We start from the raw sequence: 14,547 nt of genomic DNA on the forward strand, positions 1-14,547 counted from the left end.
GGCCTGGCAGGGCCGCACCGTCGACGGCGGCAGCGCACCACCGTCCCCGACCCGCACGCCGCCGCCCGGCCCGACCTGGTCCTGCGGGACTTCGACCCCAACCCGCGGGCCACCGACACACGTTGGTGCGGCGACATCACCTACATCCCGACCGAGGAGGGCTGGCTCCACCTGGCCACCGTCATCGACATCGCCTCCCGCCGCGTGGTCGGCTGGGCCACCGCCGACCACCTGCGGACCGAACTCGCTGCCGATGCCCTGCGCGCCGCCTGCCACCAGCGTCGGCCCGCCGGCCACGTGATCTTCCACTCCGATCGCGGCTGCCAGTACGCCAGTAGCGAATTCGCCGGCCTGGCAGGCGAGTTCGGCATCCGCCTGTCCGTGGGTCGCACCGGGCAGTGCTGGGACAACGCCCTCGCCGAGTCCTTCTTCGCCACCCTCAAACGGGAGTTGACGGACCACCGGACCTGGCCCAGCCGGGCAGCGGCCCACTCCGCGATCTTCGAGTGGATCGAGAGCTGGTACAACATACACAGGCTGCACAGCAGCCTCGGCTACCGCAGCCCCGCCGAGTACGAGACCGTCCTCGCAGCCTGACCACCACACCGCAGGTGTCCGTCAAAGCGGAGCAAGCTCACTCGTCGAGAGCTGCGATCAGCACGGTCGCCTCGTAGCGAAGAGCGAGCTCGTCATATCGCGTGGCGACAGGGCGGTGCCTTTCGAGGCGATTGATCCGCACTCGACCGCATGACGCTCACGGCAGTCAGCCTTGTCGACCTTCGGAAGCCGACCGCCGCGGGGCCGAGCTTTCGCCGGTTGCGCGCATGGTCGGCCTTGTCGGGGATGGTGCAGCGGGTCCCGCGGCGGCGCAGATAGGCACGGTTCTTACGGGGAGGCGTAGGACCGGTCCGCCCCACGCGATCCGGGCGTAGCTGAGGCCGACCTGGTCCATGGTCACCGGGCACAGTGAAGATGCCGCCCGCCGGTTCGTGCTAGGACGAAGGCACGGGCGGTCGCGCGCGGCTCCACCCGCGTGAAACGGCCCGCGATCCGGGCCATCGCCTGGTCGAACATCGCCCGCCAGCAGGCGGCGTCCAAGCCATGAGTGGCGGCCGTGGCGTGATCTTCAGAAGTCGTCACGACCATCGATGATCACGTGAGTTCCGTGGAGGGGGGCCTGGTCCGGGCGAGGGCCCGGCACCCCGACCTGACCCGGAACCCGTGCCGTGCGAGTCTCCCGTGTTCGGGCCTGCCCGCCCGGCGGATCGGCGGAGCGTGCGGTATTCCCGCTGTGCCGGGACCGGGCGTGGGCTCGCCTTGCGCCGGGCGGGCGCTGTCCGTCCTGGAGGCCGGGGTGTCCTGCCGTGGGCCCTGGGGCGGGTCTGGGTGTTCGCCTGCCGGAGTGGTTACGGGGGTTCTACGGTAGGGGTGTTGACGGGTCGTCGGATTGGGGTGGGTTGAGTGGATATTCCTCTGGTGGACGCAGTGGCGGCGGTGCGGGACGAGCTGATCGCGGCGGCGGCGCGGGGCGGGAACCACCCGGAGGTGGTGTTCGCGGTGGGGCCGGTGGAGATGGAGTTCGAGGTCGAGCTGCGGGCGGACGCGAAGGCGAAGGCCGGGTTCAAGCTGTGGGCGGTGGGCGCGGAGACGGAGGCCGGGTTCTCGCGCGGCCGCACGCACAGGGTGTCGTTCACGCTGATGCCGAGGAGCGCGCACGGTGGTGACCTGCTGGTCAGCGGCTCAGCCGAGCGTCCTGACGGTCCCGGTGACGTGTCGGGTCGCATTCAGGACTGACCGGGTTGGCTGTCGCTGGCCGTCCGGCCTAGGAGCGGGGCTGGACGGCCAGCGGCGTGCCGCGGCACGACGCTGGGTGAACTGAAGACTCGGTCGGAGGGGCCAGGGGTGGAGCGGGCGCGGGTGGTGGGTGTGACCGGGCTGGGTGGCCCGGGGTCGGGGTATGCGGTGGGCGGGCGTCTGGTGCTGACGTCCGCTCATGTCGTGGCCCGGGCCGGTGAGCGGGTCCGGGTGTTCCGCCCGGGCGGCGCGGGCACGCTGGGCGGCCGGGTGGTGTGGTGCGGCACGCCGGGTGGGCGGGACGACGCCGCGCTGGTCCTGGTCGACGACGACCCCGCCTGGCAGGCACCGGGAGCGGTGGTGCGCTGGGGGCGGATGGCGACCGACAAGCCTGGCACCGGATGCCGGACGTGGGGGGTGCCGGACGTGGCGCAACGTGCCGGGCAGCCGGTCGAGGCCGCGCAGCTGAAGGGGACGGTCAACCCGGGCACCGGGTTCGCCGGCAATCAGTACGTGATGGACCTGCTCCAGCATCCCCCGCAGTGGTCCGAGGAAGGCACCTCGCCGTGGGGTGGGATGTCGGGGGCGGCCGTGTTCTGCGACCGCATGCTGGCCGGGGTGGTGGCCTCCGACCGCGCGCACTCCGGGCACGGGCAGCTGAACGTCGTCCCCGCCTATGTCCTGCACCACGATCCGGCCTTCCGCGCCGCGCTGGCAGAGCACGGCGCCGGCGCGAGCGGGCTGGAGGCGGTGGAGCTGCAGCACCTGGCCGAGGTCGAGCCCGCCGGGCGCGGAGAGACGCCGGGCTCACCGGCCGCATTGCTGCATGCGAGCCGGCAGACGGTTCCCTTCCACGGCCGCCAGGCCCTGCTCGCCGACCTGCGTGCCTGGTGCGGCCGGGACGGGTTCGGGGCGTGGCTGCTGCACGGGCCGGGCGGGCAGGGCAAGACCCGGCTCGCCCACCACCTGGCCGCACTGCTGGCCGCCGACGGGTGGGCCGTGCTGTGGCCGCGCGCGGACGCCACCGCGGCCGACCTACGAGAGCTGCGCGAGGTGGTCAAGCCGCTGCTGGTGGTCCTCGACTACGCCGAGGCGCGCACCGGGCAGCTGACCGCTTTCGTCGAGGCCGCTGCCCACCACCCAGACACCACGCCGTTCAAGGTCCTGCTGCTGGCCCGCACCGACGGCGACTGGTGGACCCAGGCCAAGAGCGCCACCCGCCTGACCGAGGACTACCTCGACGGTGCCCCCTCGATGCTGCTGGAGCCGCTGGAGCAGGACCCGGGCCCGCGCCCTGAGGCCTACCGCGCCGCCGCCCAATCCCTGGCCGGCGCGCTGCCGGACGTGAAAGGGATGGCCGAACACGACTGGCGCAGCGCTGCCGACACCCTGCCCATCCCGGGACTCGACCACGACGCCTTCGCCAATGCGCTGACCCTGCAGATGACCGCACTCGCCGACCTTCTCGACACCGCCACCCCCGCTGGCCCCGGGACGCCACTGCTGTCGGCCGATCAGGTGCAGGGCGTGGAGGACCGGCTGCTCGGACACGAGCGTCGCTACTGGCAGCACGGCGCCACCGTCCACGGCCTCACCCCAGTACCGAGCCGCGGCGCCCTGGAGACGGCCTTGGCCGCCGCCCACCTAGTGGGTGCGGCCGACCGCGATCAGGCCGGCCGCATGTGGTCGGCAATTCCGGCCCTGGCCGACCAGCCCCGCGACCGGCGCGATACGGTCACCGCCTGGATCGCCGCCCTCTACCCGACCACCGTGCCCGGCCGGCCGTGGGGCGCACTGCAACCCGACCGGCTCGCCGAACGCCACATCGGACGCATCCTTGCCGCCGACCCCAACCTCGCCGAACGCCTCGTCGACGACGCCGACGACGCGCAGGTGGCCCAGCTCCTGACCGTCTACAGCCGCGCCGCTGCCCACCCCGTCTTCGACGGCCGCCTCGACACCCACCTCACCACCCTGTGCGTACGGCACCGGCACCGGCTCGCCCTCCACGTCATCGCCACCGCCGTCCAGGTCGACCACCCCCAACCCCTCATTACCGCCCTCGACACCCTCACCACCGACCCCACCACTGCCCTCGGCGACCTCACCACCCTCCACGACCAGCTCCCGCACTCCAGCCGGCGCCTGGCCCGCACCGCCGCCCACCTCGCCGAGGCCGTCACCAACCGCTATCTCGCCCTGGCCGCAGCGGACCCGGACGCCTACCTGCCCAGCCTCGCTCGGGCTCTGAACAATCTGTCCGTCCGGTTGGGGGAGGTGGGGCGGCGGGCGGAGGGGCTGGCCGCGAGTGAGGAAGCCGCACGTCACTACCGCACCCTGACGGCGGCGGACCCGGACGCCTACCTTCCCAGCCTCGCCGCAGCTCTGAACAACCTGTCTAGCCGGTTGGGGGAGGTGGGGCGGCGGGCGGAGGGGCTGGCCGCGTGCGAGGAAGCCGCACGCCACTACCGCACCCTGACGGCGGCGGACCCGGACGCCTACCTGCCCAACCTTGCCAAGTCCCTGAACAACCTGTCCGTCCGGTTGGGGGAGGTGGGGCGGCGGGCGGAGGGGCTGGCTGCGAGTGAGGAAGCCGCACGTCACTACCGCACCCTGACGGCGGCGGACCTGGACGCCTACCTGCCCTACCTCGCCGGCACCCTGAGTAACCTGTCCAACCGGTTGGGGGAGGTGGGGCGGCGGGCGGAGGCACTGGCCGCGAGTGAGGAAGCCGCACGTCACTACCGCACCCTGACGGCGGCGGACCCGGACGCCTACCTTCCCGATCTCGCCAAGGCCCTGAACAACCTGTCCATCCGGTTGGGGGAGGTGGGGCGGCGGGCGGAGGCACTGGCCGCGAGTGAGGAAGCCGCACGTCACTACCGCACCCTGGCCGAGGCGACACCGGACGTCTACCTGCCCGATCTCGCCATGGCACTGAACAACCTGTCTATCGATCTGGGGGAGGTGGGGCGGCGGGCGGAGGGGCTGGCCGCGTGCGAGGAAGCCGCACGCCATTACCGTGCCCTGGCCGAGGCGACACCGGACGTCTACCTGCCTGACCTCGCTGGCACCCTGAACAACCTGGCTAGCCGGTTGGGGGAGGTGGGGCGGCGGGCGGAGGGGCTGGCCGCGTGCGAGGAAGCCGCACGCCACTACCGCACCCTGGCCGAGGCGACACCGGACGCCTACCTGCCCAGCCTCGCCACAGCTCTGAACAACCTGTCCAACCGGTTGGGGGAGGTGGGGCGTCGGGCGGAGGCACTGGCCGCGTGCGAGGAAGCCGCACGCCATTACCGCACCCTGACCGAGGCGACACCGGACGCCTACCTGCCCGACCTCGCCGGCACCCTGAACAACCTGTCAGTCGATCTGGGGGAGGTGGGGCGGCGGGCGGAGGCACTGGCCGCGTGCGAGGAAGCCGCACGTCACTACCGCACCCTGACGGCGGCGACACCGGACGTCTACCTGCCCGATCTCGCCATGGCCCTGAACAACCTGTCCGTCCGGTTGGGGGAGGTGGGGCGGCGGGCGGAGGCCCTGGCCGCGTGCGAGGAAGCCGCACGTCACTACCGCACCCTGACGGCGGCGACACCGGACGCCTACCTGCCCGACCTCGCCGGCACCCTGAACAACCTGTCCAACCGGTTGGGGGAGGTGGGGAGGCGGGCGGAGGGGCTGGCTGCGTGCGAGGAAGCCGCACGTCACTACCGCACCCTGGCCGAGGCGACACCGGACGTCTACATTCCCAGCCTCGCCATGGCCCTGAACAACCTGTCCGTCCGGTTGGGGGAGGTGGGGCGGCGGGCGGAGGCACTGGCCGCGTGCGAGGAAGCCACACGCCACTACCGCACCCTGGTCGAGGCGGAGCCGGACGTCTACATTCCCAGCCTCGCCATGGCCCTGAACAACCTGTCCGTCCGGTTGGGGGAGGTGGGGAGGCGGGCGGAGGGGCTGGCCGCGTGCGAGGAAGCCACACGCCACTACCGGACCCTGACGGCGGCGAACCCAGAGCGGTTCGACGCGGCTCTGCGAAGGTCGCTGGAGATCGCTGCTTGGCTCACGTCTCTTCCGGAGTAGCAAGCATCGTTCGGCCGAACCGGAGCCACCAGCAGGGTGCTGGGGCGGTGTACACGCCTTCGCCGGGTGCCGCTTGTTTACCCGCCGATTGATGAGGCCAGCTTCAGGCCAGTTGCTTCGTGTCCGCGCGCCCGATAGGTCGCGAAGTCGTACCGGAATACTAGGACGGTGTTGCTTCCGGTTGCGCAGGGTCGTGCTGTGAGCTTCGGACCTACCGTCGGCGCGGGCCCGGCGGCGAGCGGGCGGTATCCGGTCAGGAGACCCGCAAGGCTCATGGACGGACCAGGCGCGCCAAGCCCGTCCAGCAGCTCAGGTCGGTCTCCACAGGACGATCTGGGATGCTACGGCGATGTGGCGGGAGCTGGTTCTGAATGTGATGGCGGATGCCGAGGTTGGTGGTCCGGCCGGGGAAGAGTCGTTGGCGGCGGTTGAACGCGTACTTGGGCAGCCGCTGCCCTCCGAGCTTGCTGCGCTGTTGGGTGAATGCGATGGCGTTCGAGGACGCAACGGTCTCGACGTCATCTGGAGCGCGGAGCGGATCGCGAAGGACAATGCCGACTTTCGAACGGCCAGGGATTTCGCCGAGCTGTACATGCCGTTCGAGCCGTTGATGTTCTTCGGCAGCAATGCAGGAGGTGACCAGTTCGCCTTCGTCCGGACCCCGCAACGCAACGAGGTCTTTGTCTGGGAGCACGAGACGGATAGCAGGTACCTGGTTTCGTACGGGTTGGATCAGTATCTGGAGCAGGCTCTCCAGGCACGCGGGGACTGGTACCGGTAGTCCTGCAACCTTGTAGCCGGGCATTGTTCAGCTCACCCGCGCGCCTGCACGTTGCGCGCAAGCCTGCGCACACACTCCTGAGTGATCGGCCGGCCGACGTTCTTCACCGTGAGGTCCGGCTACTTCTTCGCAGTGCGGCCGCCCATCCCGGGACTCGCGATCGCTACGGCTGAGGGGCCGTCACCCCGGGGAGACGGGCGGCAGGAGGTCGCTCGGGCTGACGGTGTAGGTCAGTGGGGGGTAGGTGAAGTCCGGCTCGGTGTTCTCCTGGCGGCGCATCCGGAAGAAGTCGCGTTGTTGGTCCTCGTCCGCCAGGGTCAGCCGGTCGCCCTGGGGGAGATGCGGCTGGCCGTCGTGGAAGCGGACGAGGGTGTTCGAGGTGCGGAAGGTGACGCCGAGCCAGCGGTTCTCGGTGCGTCGGGAGGGCGAGTCCAGGACGATGCGGTGCTTGAGGCGTCGGTTCGCCTCGACCGAGAACAGGACGAACCCGTTGTGTGCGAGGGGGACTTCGAGGGTGTCGCCGGACTCCTTGGACTCGACGAGAAGGCGCCGCGGCGGATCCGCCTCGGGGTGTTCGTAGCAGGAGAAGACGGCGATGTGCGAGCCGTCGGCGAGGTCGAGGGCCTGGTCCGAGTGGGCGCCCATCTTGGCGTAGGCGTTGGTGTAGCACTCGACGAGGGCGTTGTTGAAGCCGAGCGGCAGCGCGGCGCGCTCCTGGATCAGCTGCGCCAAGTGCCGGTGCACGGGGCCGAACTGCTGGGCGGGGTGGGCGTAGCGGCTGGTCGTGCGGACCAGCGGGACGCCGCCGGTGGTCTCGTCGACCAGGGCGAGCGTGGTGCCGCGGCGGCCCTTGCCGAGTTCCTCGAAGCGGGCGGAGAGGGAGAGTTCGGGGAAGGGGTTCTCCTCGAGCGTGAGCTCGTGGGTGAGGACGGCGCCGGCGATGTCAGGGGCGGGGAGCAAGGTAGTCCCCCGAGTTCATGCTGAAGAGGAACTTGTCGCCGTAGTCGACCGGGGACGTGCTGCGGTTCTCCTCCGCGTACAGCCGGCGCAGCTCGGCCATGCCCTCCTCCGTGGCGGGCTCCAACTCCACCGGCCCGCCCTCCCGTTGGAGGAAGGTCCTGCCGTCCCGGTGCACGGCTTCGGTGTCCGAGCAGCGGACCACGTACCCGAGGCGGGTCGGCAGCAGCTCGGCGTCCAGGGTCGAGGGCCGGATCTCGTGGGTGTACAGGCGGTTGGTGGAGAGCGGCATGAAGAAGACGGAGCCGGGGTACAGCGTCACGCCGAACCGGGCGGGGAGGGCGGCTCCGTCGGGACCCGTGGCCGGCTCCTTGAGGCGGAAGTCGAGCCGGGTGAGCCCGCTGGTGCGCTTCACGCCGAGGTCGAAGGGGTCGTCGGCCAGGGGGTGGAGCCGGTCGAGGCCCTGGTAGAAGGTGCAGAAGGCCATCACGCCGTCGGCGGGCATGTCCTTGGTCTTGTCGGCGTGGGAGGAGATCCTGGCCTTGGACTGCTTGCGCTCCGCCGTGGCGAGGGTGTTGTGGTAGACCTGCGCGAGGACGTGGTTGAGCGGTGCGTGGCCCCGGAAGACGGTGGCGGCCTCGCGGTTCAGGGCCTCGACGATCTCGGTGTCGGTCGGCCGGAAGGTCTCGGTCGGCCCCGAGAGGTTGGTCGAGCAGCGGAGCAGGCGGAAGTGCAGGGCGTCGCCGTCCCGGGTGACGGGCGTCAGGTAGATCCCGCTGCGGTGGGCCGTCCCGGGCTTGGTGGACTCCGTCAGGGACTGGAACTCGTGCTCGGCGCGGATCCTGCCGAAGTGGTCGGCCTCCGGCTCGAAGAAGCGGCGGTAGTACACGCCGGCGCCGTGCACGCGCACCGGGACCCGCCCGAGGCCGACCACCGGCCAGGGCCCCGGGTGGCCGGTCGACAGCTCCCGGACGACGAAGACCCGTGCGGCGGAGCGGAGTTGGCGCGCGTCGTAGGTGGAGACGTCGCCGCAGAGGTAGACGGTCCTCCCCGCGAGGTCGGCGGCGCCGGAGACGAGCTCCCCGGGCGTGATGACGGACCCGAAGAAGTCCCCGAGCGCCTCACGGTCCGTCACGGTCGAAGGTGCGACCAGGATGTGGTCCGCATCCTCGAGCCGGGCCTCTGCTGTCTGCATCGAATGTACCTGTCGTCGTCCGTCGAGCCTCGATGCTCTCACGGGCTCCGACGGTGGGCAACGAAGATCGGGCACCCACCCCAACCAGCCTTTGCCGCAGGTCGGTTGGGGTGGGGCCCTCGGCCAAAGCTACTTCAGGTGCCGGGTGAAGAACCGGGCGGCGGCCTCTCCGGCGAAGGCCGGGACGCCGGTGTGCCCGCCCATGTTGGCGTTGAGCGTCTTCTCCCGGGAGCCGAAGGCGTCGAAGAGCGCGAGGGAGGCCTGCCGGTCGTTCCCCTCGTCGTCCCATTGGAGCAGGACGTGCAGCGGAATGCCGACCCGGCGGGCCTCCTCGACGGTGGCGGCGGGCACGAAGCTCCCGGCGAACAGGACGGCGGCCTCGATGCGCGGATCGACCGCCGCCAGCCGGGTGCCGACGGCGATCACCCCGCCCGAGTAGCCGACGGGACCCCGGAGTCCGGGCAGGTCGAGGAGGGCGTCCAGAGCGGCCTGCCACTCCGGGACGGCCCGGTCCACCAGCGGGAGGATCAGGGCGTCGACGATCGCCGGGCTGACCGGTTCGCCGGCCTCCATCGTGCGGCGCAACTCGGCCCGGGCCCGGTCGAGTTCGGGCAGTCGGGGCCGGTCTCCGCTACCGGGGAGTTCGATGGTGGCGGTGGCGAAGCCGTCAGCTGCGGCCTGTCGCGCCCGCGCGAGCAGCGCGGGGTACATCCGGGCCAGGCCCAGGGGAGGGTGGCCGAGCAGGATCAGCGGAGCAGGTGCGGCGGCCGGTTCGGGCGTCCAGAGGAAACCCGGCACGTCGCCGAGGGTGAACCCGCGCTCGAGGAGATCGCCGTCGAGACGCTGTTCGGAGGTGAAGCGCATGGTGGTCATGCCTTTCGGGAGGGCTCGGAGAACGGCGCTCCCGGGCGACCTACCGCCCGACCGTGACCTCGGAGAGGAGCACCCACGTCGATACTGCGTTCACGGGTACCACCTCCTCGTTCTGCCACACGGTCGCTGAGAACGTAGCAGCGCCCGCGGCTCCGGCACAAACGGTTTGGTGACGCAGATGGGAGCATGGCGGAGTGGATGATCTCCGGTGGGACGACGTGAGCGACCTCTTCGACCCCGACCTGATGGGGGCCTTGCCGGACGTCTGCGTGGCGGGCAGCTCGGTCGAGGACTGGCAGGCCGTGTTCGACCTCGTGGTCGCGGCCGGGTGGGAGTGGGGCTACGAGGTGGGTGGGGTGACGGCGCCGCTGCCGAGGGCGGCGGAGGTGCTCGCCCGCTCACTCGAGGAGGACACGGTACGGCTGTGGGTCCGGCCCGTCGACGGGGTGCTGGTGAACTTCTGGCCGATGGTGGCCGAGGAGATCGACTTCGACGTGGACCTCCGGGAGTTGCAGGGCCAGCAGGGGGTGGACACGCTGTGCCGCTTCCTGGCCACGGTCGGGCGTCGGCTCGGCAAGGCGGTGGTCATGACGGACGAGGGCGACCGTCGGAACGCCCTGCTCGGGTACGACCCGGTGGTGGACGCCGTCGTGGTGTTGGCCGAGCCCCGGTAAGTCGGTGTCGGGGGGAGACGCGGCCCGGGCATACTCGGCCGGTATGACGGGTGATCATGGTGTGGACGGGCCGGCGCTGCGGCGGGTGCTGGAGCGGGCGGGCGGCCCGGGGGTGCTGGCGCTGCTGGCGGAGGAGTTGAGCGGGGCGGACCTCACCACGCTGATGCTGGAGGTCTACCGGCGGCGGGCCGAGCGGACCGGGCCGGCCGAGGTGATGCGGCGCTACCGGGACGACCGGTTCGTGGCGCCGGCCCCGGTCGGGTACCGGGAGCTGCGGCGGGCGGAGGACCGGCTGGTGGCGGCCCTGCCGGAGGGCTTCGAGGTGGTGACGCTCGCGCCGTTCGTCCCGCTGGCCGCGCACAGCGCCGTCGGGCCCGTCGACCCCCGGAAGGTGGTGGCCACCGTACGCGGCACTGAGGTGGCGGCGGACCCGACCAACGGGCTGGCGCTGGAGGCGGCCCGGCGGCGGACGGGGACACGGTCCGCGGAGCCGGTACGGCTGGCGGGCAGTCAGCGGGTGGTGCGGGCTCAGCGGTTCGAGGGGGCGGGGATGCTCGCCCACTTCCAGCTCTTCGCCCTGGTGACGGCGGGCCGGGACGCGGGGGGCCAGGGTTTCGAGCGGCGGCACCTGCTCGAACACCTCCGCTTCGCCGCCAAGGCCCTGGCGGGCCGACCGGTCGAGGTCAGGCTCACCGCCCTGGACGGGGCCGGCGCCGTGCTCGTGGAGCACGTCCGGGCGGAGCTGGCCGGCACCCCGGGCCTGGACGTGGTCGAGGACTCCGACCGGGCCACGGGGCGCGGCTACTACTCCGGCCTCTGCTACAAGGTCCACCTCGTCACGGCGGAGGGGCCGGTGGAGGTCGCGGACGGTGGTTTCACCGACTGGACCCGGCGCCTCACCGGCAACCGCAAGGAGCGCCTGCTGATCGGCGGCTTCGGCGTCGACCGTCTCGTGGCCCTCGACCGACCGGCTTGACGGGCTGTCAGGCCGAGGTGGCGGAGGGGTTGTCGCGGCGTTGGAACCAGCGGGCCACCGGGTGCAGGGTCGCGCCGTGCAGCAGGATGCTGAGCAGCACGGTGGTGCACATGACGTCGATGACGAAGAAGCCCCGTTCGTCGTCCAGGTGGGTGGCGGCCAGGACGGCGAAGACGATCGAGGTGACGCCGCGCGAGCCGAGCCAGCCGATCGCGGCGCGCTCCGGCCAGGAGAACCGCAGCCGCCCGAGGGAGAGCAGCACCGGCACCATCCTGGCCACCGTGAGGACCAGCAGCGCGTAGCCGAGCACCGTCCAGGACACCCCGTCGGCGAACTCCTGGGCGGCCAGGGCGCCGAGCGTGAACCAGACCGCGAAGGCCATCAACTGGCTGGTGTCGCGCACCAGGTGGACGGTGGCCGGGCCGAGCGTGTGGGCGGCGGGGGCGAAGCAGACCCCGGCCACGAAGGCGGCCACGAAGCCGTTGCCGTCGATCAGGACGGCGGAGCTGTAGGCGAGGAAGGGCAGCGCGAGGGTGGCGAACGGCAGCGACTCCGGTCCGGTCCAGCCCTTGGCGACCGCCACCGGGGCCAGCCGGCTCGCCGTCAGGCCCCAGAAGCAGCCCACCAGGAGGGCCAGGCCGGCGCCCTTGACGGTGCTCCAGAGCAGCGAGCCGACCGAGGCGTCGGCGGCGGAGGTGAGGTTGGCCAGGCAGAACAGGAAGACGGGGGAGATCAGGCCGTCGTTGAGACCGGCCTCCAGGTTGAGCGCGGCGCGCACGCGCAGCGGGATGCGGGCCTCGGCGAGGAGCGCCGAGATCGGGGCCAGGTCGATCGGCATCACCACCAGGGCGATCACCGCCAGCAGCCACCAGCTCTGGCCGGGGAAGAAGACGTAGCCGAGCAGGGTGGCCAGGCCGATCGAGGCCGGGAGCGCGAGGGTCAGCAGGCGCCACTCGCCGGAGGTGCGGGAGCGGTCGTAGTCCTTGGACTCGGTGGCGTCCGTGAACAGCAGGACGGCGAGCACGACTTCGGTGGCGAGCTGGAACCCGTGCGCGTCCAGGTCGATCGCGACGGTGGGGTCCTCGCCGGTGGTGAGCACGATCCCGGCGAGCGCGAAGGCCAGCGGGCCGGTGACGCTCCAGCGCGCCAGGCGGTCGGCCATCAGGGCCCAGGCGAACAGCAGGAACAGCACGATCAGTATGGCGGTCATCGACTCTCGCAGGTCTGGTGGTGCGGTGGGCGGTTCCGGTGGGGCGAGTTGATCACCCGTCCGCGCGTCAGCCTCTCAGAGCCGTGCCCGCGCGCGGAGGAGGCACACGGGCACTCCCGGCTGCCCGGACGTGGCGGTGCCCCGGCACCCCGTGAGGACGGGGTGCCGGGGCGGAGTACGGTCCGACGGTGCGTCAGGCGGCGGGCGGCGCGCCGACGGGGCGCCGGGGTATCAGGCGGTGGGCCCGGTCAGGCTTCCGGGTCCCAGTCCTTGAGCTGGTGGAAGAGCTCCTGCTCGCCGTCGCCCTTGACCGACTCGATCTCGACGCGGCCGTAGAAGCTCAGGACCAGGTCGGAGGCGGTGCCGCGGAGCGAGCCGGTGGGCGCGGCGTGCTCCTCGCCCGGGGCGAGGGCGACGGCGGACGCTCCGGCGGCGCCGAGGGTCAGGCGCCAGGCGCGGCCCTCGGTGGCCACGAAGTCACCGGTGACGGGCCGGTGCGGCCAGGGGGTGGAGGTCGTCACGCAGGTCGCCAGGAACTCCTCGACGCCGTCCAGCGCGATCCGCTCCGGCAGGGCCTGCGGGGCGCCGATGGTGAGCTGCGCGTCGTAGGTGTGGACGGCGCTCTCCTGCACCCGGTGGCGGGCGACGCCGCCGGCGGTCCGGGGGTTGGCGGAGCCCTCCCACCAGGTCCAGCAGGGGGCGTCCTCGCCGTGCTCGCGCAGGGTCGAGACCAGCTGCTCGGTGCCGGCGGCCAGCCAGGCCAGCAGGGCGTCGAGCTCGCGCGGGGCGGGCTCCGCCTTGGCGGCCAGGCCCTCGGGCGACGGGCCCTCGGCGGGGCCGGCCGCGACGTTGTGGGACCAGAGGCGCTCGCCCCCGCCGAGGTGGTGGGCCAGGTCGTACAGCGACCAGTCCGGGCAGGTGGGGACCGTGGCGTCCAGGTCGGGGGCGGCGGCGACGGCCGCGCGGAACGCGGCCGCGCGCTCCTCGATGAGCTCGAGCAGCACGGGGAAGGCGAGGTTCTGTGTCACGGGTGACTGTCTATCACCGATGATCTTGTGAGTGCGTGTGGTTTTTCCCGGGACCGGTTCCTAGGACGCTGGTCGTAGGGCCGCGGCCCGAAGCGGGCGGGCCGTCCCGGGCGGTGGGATGGGGGCATGAACAACGACGCACCCCTGCCCGAGTCGGTGATCGAACGCCTCGCGGTCGAGCGCAACGCCTGGCTCTGCACCGTCCGCGCGAACGGTACGCCGCACGTGACCCCGATCTGGTTCGTCTACCGGGAGGGAGTGTGGTGGATCGGCTCGGACGCCCTCTCCGTCAAGGTCCGCAACGCGCTGCGCTTCCCCTCCGTCTCCCTCGCCCTGGAAGGCGGCAACCGGCCGGTGGTAGCGGAGGGCGAGGTCACGGTCCGTCAGGAGGACGAGTTCCCGCCCGAGATCGTGGCGGCCTTCGCGGCCAAGTACGACTGGGACGTCGCCGCCCCGTACCGCCCCGACAGCGCCCGGGTGCTCCTCGAAGTCCCGGTCCGCCGCTGGCTGCTGGCGGGCACGGCACAGTGAGTCAGCGGCCGGGGAAGGGCAGGAGCTCCCGCTCCCACTCCCCGGCCGCCGTCATCAGCCCGTCCTCGGTGAGGTCGAAGCACACGTCGTAGGGCACCTGGTGGCCGTCGACGTCGCGGCTCCAGGGCGGGGCGGCCTCCAGGTGCACGGTGAGGCGGACGGTCACGGCCCCGGCGGTGCGGGCGGCCACGCTGAAGGAGAGCACCGGTTCGAGGAACTCCAGCCGAGGGGACCACTCGTCGTCGCGGTTGCGGTGGGCGACGGGGATCCGCCCGTCGGCGGCCGCGCGCAGCCAGCCGGTCAGCTCCTCGGCCTCGTCCGTCAGGAGCGCGGGGTCCTCGAAGGACCAGCCGCCGGCCGGGTCGGTGACCCTCCTGGAGCGGCGGAACGACACGAGTGAAATTACATGTGCGTCACTCTGGCCCAGTCAAGCCGAGCTCTGGTATTG

Annotated in this window: 13 protein-coding genes; 7 read left to right on the top strand and 6 right to left on the bottom strand. The window is 72.0% G+C overall.

Annotation, left to right across the window (positions count from 1 at the left end; genetic code table 11):
- The 4 genes from ACWEPF_RS38225 to ACWEPF_RS38240 all read left to right on the top strand — a co-directional run.
- Positions 1–597 (top strand): IS3 family transposase (locus ACWEPF_RS38225; RefSeq protein ID WP_452176271.1); only part of this gene is annotated, 597 nt, incomplete at its 5' end.
- Positions 598–1,476: 879 nt separating this feature from the next.
- A complete protein-coding gene (locus tag ACWEPF_RS38230) occupies positions 1,477–1,794 on the top strand; it encodes a trypco2 family protein (RefSeq protein WP_452176272.1) in 318 nt (105 codons plus the stop codon).
- Between the two features lie 204 nt (positions 1,795–1,998).
- Positions 1,999–5,874 (top strand): tetratricopeptide repeat protein, encoded by a 3,876-nt coding sequence (locus tag ACWEPF_RS38235; protein WP_452176273.1) that lies wholly within the window; start codon positions 1,999–2,001, stop codon positions 5,872–5,874.
- Positions 5,875–6,223: 349 nt separating this feature from the next.
- A complete protein-coding gene (locus ACWEPF_RS38240; protein ID WP_452176274.1) occupies positions 6,224–6,655 on the top strand; it encodes an SMI1/KNR4 family protein in 432 nt (143 codons plus the stop codon).
- A gap of 180 nt (positions 6,656–6,835) precedes the next feature.
- On the opposite strand, the gene ACWEPF_RS38245 is transcribed toward ACWEPF_RS38240, so the two are convergent.
- The 3 genes from ACWEPF_RS38245 to ACWEPF_RS38255 form a co-directional block, all read right to left on the bottom strand.
- Positions 6,836–7,615 (bottom strand): hypothetical protein, encoded by a 780-nt coding sequence (locus tag ACWEPF_RS38245; protein WP_452176275.1) that lies wholly within the window; start codon positions 7,613–7,615, stop codon positions 6,836–6,838.
- Positions 7,599–8,807, bottom strand: a complete 1,209-nt coding sequence (locus tag ACWEPF_RS38250) for a hypothetical protein (protein WP_452176276.1) — start codon at positions 8,805–8,807, stop codon at positions 7,599–7,601. Before ACWEPF_RS38250 ends, ACWEPF_RS38245 begins: the two co-directional genes overlap by 17 nt.
- Before the next feature lie 129 nt (positions 8,808–8,936).
- The gene (locus ACWEPF_RS38255) at positions 8,937–9,671 is read right to left on the bottom strand and encodes an alpha/beta hydrolase (protein WP_452176282.1); all 735 of its coding nucleotides are present in this window, start codon (positions 9,669–9,671) and stop codon (positions 8,937–8,939) included.
- Positions 9,672–9,874: 203 nt separating this feature from the next.
- Between ACWEPF_RS38255 and ACWEPF_RS38260 the strand changes: the two genes are divergently transcribed.
- Together ACWEPF_RS38260 and ACWEPF_RS38265 are read left to right on the top strand one after the other, a co-directional pair.
- Positions 9,875–10,354: a hypothetical protein gene (locus tag ACWEPF_RS38260; RefSeq protein WP_452176277.1), complete on the top strand. Its 480-nt coding sequence runs from the start codon at positions 9,875–9,877 to the stop codon at positions 10,352–10,354.
- A 43-nt stretch (positions 10,355–10,397) separates the two neighbouring features.
- The gene (locus tag ACWEPF_RS38265) at positions 10,398–11,330 is read left to right on the top strand and encodes a hypothetical protein (protein WP_452176278.1); all 933 of its coding nucleotides are present in this window, start codon (positions 10,398–10,400) and stop codon (positions 11,328–11,330) included.
- 7 nt (positions 11,331–11,337) lie between these two features.
- Here the strand turns inward: ACWEPF_RS38265 and ACWEPF_RS38270 are convergent, their stop codons facing one another.
- Both ACWEPF_RS38270 and ACWEPF_RS38275 read right to left on the bottom strand, forming a co-directional pair.
- Entirely contained in the window at positions 11,338–12,540 is a 1,203-nt protein-coding gene (locus tag ACWEPF_RS38270) for a cation:proton antiporter (protein ID WP_452176279.1), read from the bottom strand.
- 248 nt (positions 12,541–12,788) lie between these two features.
- Positions 12,789–13,568, bottom strand: a complete 780-nt coding sequence (locus tag ACWEPF_RS38275; RefSeq protein WP_452176280.1) for a maleylpyruvate isomerase family mycothiol-dependent enzyme — start codon at positions 13,566–13,568, stop codon at positions 12,789–12,791.
- A 126-nt stretch (positions 13,569–13,694) separates the two neighbouring features.
- Here ACWEPF_RS38275 and ACWEPF_RS38280 point away from each other — a divergent pair, with 126 nt between their 5' ends.
- Positions 13,695–14,099 (top strand): pyridoxamine 5'-phosphate oxidase family protein, encoded by a 405-nt coding sequence (locus ACWEPF_RS38280; RefSeq protein ID WP_345284013.1) that lies wholly within the window; start codon positions 13,695–13,697, stop codon positions 14,097–14,099.
- A gap of 1 nt (position 14,100) precedes the next feature.
- Here the strand turns inward: ACWEPF_RS38280 and ACWEPF_RS38285 are convergent, their stop codons facing one another.
- Positions 14,101–14,493 (bottom strand): WapI family immunity protein, encoded by a 393-nt coding sequence (locus ACWEPF_RS38285; protein ID WP_452176281.1) that lies wholly within the window; start codon positions 14,491–14,493, stop codon positions 14,101–14,103.
- Between the last annotated feature and the right edge of the window lie 54 nt (positions 14,494–14,547).

Source organism: Kitasatospora sp. NPDC004289 (genome assembly GCF_053602875.1).